General features: G+C 71.4%; 4 protein-coding genes. 3 read left to right on the top strand and 1 reads right to left on the bottom strand.

The genetic code is table 11. The features are described 5' to 3' along the window. Positions 1–556, top strand: a 556-nt coding sequence (locus tag RIF68_RS28610; RefSeq protein ID WP_309054187.1) for an aminoglycoside phosphotransferase family protein, incomplete at its 5' end; no start/stop codon positions are given. 78 nt (positions 557–634) lie between these two features. Here RIF68_RS28610 and RIF68_RS28605 read toward each other — a convergent pair. Beyond that, positions 635–1,267, bottom strand: coding sequence for a hypothetical protein (locus RIF68_RS28605; protein ID WP_309054186.1), 633 nt, complete (start codon positions 1,265–1,267; stop codon positions 635–637). A gap of 230 nt (positions 1,268–1,497) precedes the next feature. On the opposite strand from RIF68_RS28605, the gene RIF68_RS28600 reads away from it, so the two are divergent. Both RIF68_RS28600 and RIF68_RS28595 read left to right on the top strand, forming a co-directional pair. Beyond that, positions 1,498–3,138, top strand: coding sequence for a GH25 family lysozyme (locus RIF68_RS28600; protein ID WP_309054185.1), 1,641 nt, complete (start codon positions 1,498–1,500; stop codon positions 3,136–3,138). Next, positions 3,135–4,298 (top strand): CAP domain-containing protein, encoded by a 1,164-nt coding sequence (locus RIF68_RS28595; protein WP_309054184.1) that lies wholly within the window; start codon positions 3,135–3,137, stop codon positions 4,296–4,298. The genes RIF68_RS28600 and RIF68_RS28595 overlap by 4 nt, the downstream gene beginning before the upstream one ends. Positions 4,299–4,361: the final 63 nt, after the last annotated feature.

Here is a 4,361-nt window from a genome sequence, read left to right as displayed (position 1 = left end):
CGAGCGCGAGGAGCTCACGACCCAGCTGGCCGGCTTCCTCTCCGCCCTGCACACCGCTCCGGTCGCCGGGACACCGCTGGAGCGGGTGCCGGCGTCCTGTCTGGCCGAGGACCAGCGGGGAGTCCGCCAGGGGGTCGAGGCCCACCTCCGGGACGTGCTGACGCCCGGGGAGCTGGCCGAGGTCGAGGAGATCCTCGCCGACGTCGACGACCTCCTCCGCGCGGACCTGCCCCGGGTGTTCGTCCACAACGACGTCTACAGCCGGCACCTGCTCTGGGACGAGGCCGCCGGGCGCCTCGGGGTCATCGACTTCAGCGACATGTGCGTCGGGGACCCGGCCGTGGACTTCGCCGAGCTGCACGAGTACGGCCAGGACTTCGTCCGGGCCGTGTACGAGCGCTACACGGGCCCGGAGGATCCCGGTCTCCTCGACCGGGCGTGGACCTATCAGCGCTGGGTCGGGGTCTACATGCTCACGGACCACTTCGAGATCGGCAAGACCTCCTGGTCGGTGGCCCGGGAGACCTTCGACCGCTGCCGGGCCCCCGGTGCGTGAGCCGGCCGCGCCGGACCGTCCCTCCCCGGGCGACGGCTCCGCAGGCCGCCCGGCCTCCGTGCCGGATCGCGCGGCGGCTCAGCCGGCCGCGGCGCTCGTCGCCTCGCCCGCCCGGTGGCGCAGCGCGTACCGCCGCTCCCACGCGAGGACCGCGTCCGTGGCCTCGAACAGCTCGTCCGCCATCTGCTGGAGCACCGCGTCCTCCTGGCGGTAGGGGTCGACGACGTCGTTGCGCTCGGGGTGGCGCACCGGCACCCGCTGGCGCAGCCGCGGCGCCTGCCGGACCAGCCAGGCCCACCGCTCCGCGCGGTCCGCCGGCACGGCGGCGTCCAGCTCCGCGTCCGTGGAGACGTACTGCAGGATGCGGGCGAACTCCCGGAGGGTGAAGACCTTCTTGAGCAGCCGCGGCGCCTGCTGGAGCAGCGGCTGGGTGTGCTCCCTGGCCATCACGAGCACCAGGTCGACGTCCCGCAGGATCTCCGGGCCGACCTGCCGGGCCCGGTGCGCGGCAGCGGCCTCCAGGCCGCGGTCGGAGGCCAGCCGGCCCACCCGCTCCTCGAAGCCCTGGTCCACCAGCGCGTGCATCCCGGCGCTGGTCACCGCGAAACCACCCGGTGAGATCTCGTTGAGACCGTGGTCGAGCTCCACCGCCGCCATGGGCGAGCGGCAGACGTTGCCCGTGCAGACCGTCAGAATGCGCGTGGGGGCCATGGTTCTCCTCAGGGGTCGAGTCCCGGTTCATCGTATCCGCCCGGACCCTGCGGGACGGTCGACGCGTCCGCGGCAGGACAGCCCTACGCCGTCGTAACACGCCGTTCCGTTATTGATTGTTTATGCAAATGCGCCTTTATACTCGACGAGGCTCCAGAGGATCTTCCCCCCATCCCCATGGCCCATGCGAGTCGTTCCCCCAACGATCCATGCGAGTTAGGCGTTCCAGCGTGAAAGCAACCCCCCGACTGACGCTGCCCGCTGCCCTCACGGCAGCGGTGCTGGCCATCACCACACTGACCCCCACGGCGGCCGCGGAAGAGGCCGCCCCCACCACCCTCTCGGCCGAGCACCAGGGCAACCTGGTCTCCAAGGTCGTGCAGTCCGACGGCGAGATCGTCTCCACCCTCGTGGACGCGGCCTCGGGAGAGAGCATCCTCCCGGACCCTGCGCTCGCCGGCACCCGGCCCGACGCGGGCAGCGCGTCCGGTGGCGCCGTACTGGGCCAGTGGGCCAAGTCCGAGACCCATTTCGAGCAGCTGGCCGCGAGCTCCGCACGCACCGCCGCGGAGCTGGACGGCGGATCCGGCGCGGAGGAGCCCGTCGGCGGGGCCGCGTCGGCCGACGCGCTGGGCGGCGCCGCCGCGGCGTGGGCGCCGGCCGGCATCAAGGGCACGGACGTCTCCAACTGGCAGACGAACCTCAACTGGTCGAGTCTGTGGAATCAGGGCTCCCGGTTCGCCTATGTGAAGGCGACGGAGGGCTCCTACTACAAGTCCCCTTCCTTCAACGCCCAGTACGTAGGGGCGGGGGCGGTCGGCATGTACCGCGGCGCCTACCACTTCGCGAACCCGGAAACCTCCTCCGGAGCCGCCCAGGCGGACTACTTCATCGCCAACGGCGGCGGCTGGACAGCGGACGGTAAGACGCTGCCCGGGCTGGTGGACCTCGAGGACAACCCCTATGGGGACGTCTGCTACAACAAGACGCCCGCCCAGATGGTGAGCTGGATCCGCGCCTTCTCCGACCGGTACAAGGCCCGCACCGGCCGCCTGCCTGCCATCTACACCGGGGCCTACTGGTGGAACGACTGCACCGGCAACTCCACCGCGTTCAACGACCACCCGATGCACATCGCCTCCTACGGCGTGACCTCGCCGATCGTGTACCCGGCCGGCTGGACCACGTACGACATCTGGCAGTACACGGACAAGGGCTTCAAGGAGGGCATCGACGCCAACGTCTACCGCGGCAGCGCAGCGCAGCTCCAGGACCTGGTGCGCAACCGCTACTACAAGCCCATCGGTGGCCGGGCCCCGTCCGGATCCTCCCCCCAGGTCCAGCCGGCCGGGTACTCCGTGAAGGGCGGCATCGGCATCCAGTACCGGGCTCTCGGCGGCTCCTCGGTCTTCGGCACCCCGAGCATGAACGAGCGCGGCGGGCTGGTCAACGGTGGCGTCTACCAGCGGTTCTCCAAGGGCTCCACCTTCTACTGGAGCTCTGCCACCCAGGCGTGGCCCGTGAACTTCAACGGTGCCATCGGCCAGAAGTTCGTGGCCCACCGCCACGAGAACGGCTTCGGCTACCCCAGCACCCGCGAGATCGGCGGGCTCACGGGCGGCGGTGCCTACCAGGTCTTCCGCAACGGCAACGACGTCCACATCGTCCTCTGGAGCCCCGGCGTGGGCGCCCACGCCGTGAAGGAGAACAGCGCGATCGGCCGGGAGTGGCAGGCCGCCGGCTCCGAGCACGGCTACGGCTACCCGGCCACCGGCGAGTACCGCTACGGCACCGAGGTCCGCCAGAAGTTCTCCAAGGGCTTCACCGTGCACTACTCGACCACCACGAAGAGGACCTGGGTCACCCGATGAACTCCGCCAAGCACCGCGCCCCCGCGCGCACCCCCGGCCGTCTGGCACTGACCGCGGCGGCCCTCGCCCTGGCGGTCCCCGCCACCGGGATCCTCACGGCGGCCCCGGCCGCCGCGGCCGCCTCGGACATCGTCAACGTCTCCTCGAGCACCCGCTCGGCCGATGCCCAGCAGCTGCTGGGGCTGATCAACGCCCACCGCAAGGCCAAGGGCCTCGCCCCGGTGAAGTACTCCGCCACGGTGTCGGGGATCGCCCAGGGCGAGTCCGACCGCCTGGTCCGCCACGAGGTCATCGACCACACCGACACGTTCCTGAGGGACTCCCGGGCCGGCGCCTGGAAGCACGCCGGTGAGATCCACGCGGTCTCGTGGCAGGGCCGGGTATCGGACCTGATGACCTGGTGGAAGGGTTCCACGGCGCACAACAAGGTGCTCACCGATCCGAAGATGACGGTCATCGGCATCGGCCTGACCTACGTGGACGGGCAGCTGGCGGGGAACAAGCAGGGCTGGAAGCTGGTCGGCACGGTCACCTCCTACGGCTACGGCGACGGCAGGACCCCGGCGGACGCCCGCTCCACGGTGGGAGCTGCTCCGGCCCCTGCTCCCAAGCCCTCCCTCGCGCCGATCACCTCCGCCGGGTACGCGGTGCGCGGCGGGATCGGCATCCAGTACCGCGCCCTCGGCGGGGCCGCCGTGTTCGGCGCCCCCACCATGAACGAGCGCGGCGGACTGGTGGGCGGCGGCGCCCTGCAGAGTTTCGCCAACAGCACCACCTTCTACTGGAGCGCCGCCACCGATGCCTGGCCGGTGCGCTTCAACAGCGCCATCGGCCAGAAGTACGCCGCCGCTGGGTACGAGCGCGGCTACGGCTACCCCAGTGGTCAGGAGCGCGGCGGGCTCGTCGGCGGCGGCGCCTACCAGGTGTTCCGCAGCGGCACCACCGTGCACAAGGTCCTCTGGAGCCCCCGCACCGGGGCGAGGGTGGTCAAGGAGAACAGCGCCATCGGGCAGAGGTGGACGGCCGCCGGCTACGAGCGCGGCTACGGCTATCCCGCCACGGACGAGTACCGCTACGGCTCCGAGGTGCGCCAGCAGTTCTCCAACGGCTACACCGTGCACTGGTCCTCGATCACGAAGCGGACCTGGGTCACCCGCTGACCCGTCCCTGACGGCACCGCCCGTCACCACACCCCGGGCCCGGCCGGAGCGCTCCGGCCGGGC

Source organism: Streptomyces sp., assembly GCF_031178505.1.
Lineage (GTDB): Bacteria > Actinomycetota > Actinomycetes > Streptomycetales > Streptomycetaceae > Streptomyces > Streptomyces gulbargensis.
This window is presented reverse-complemented; position numbering and strand designations above follow the sequence as displayed.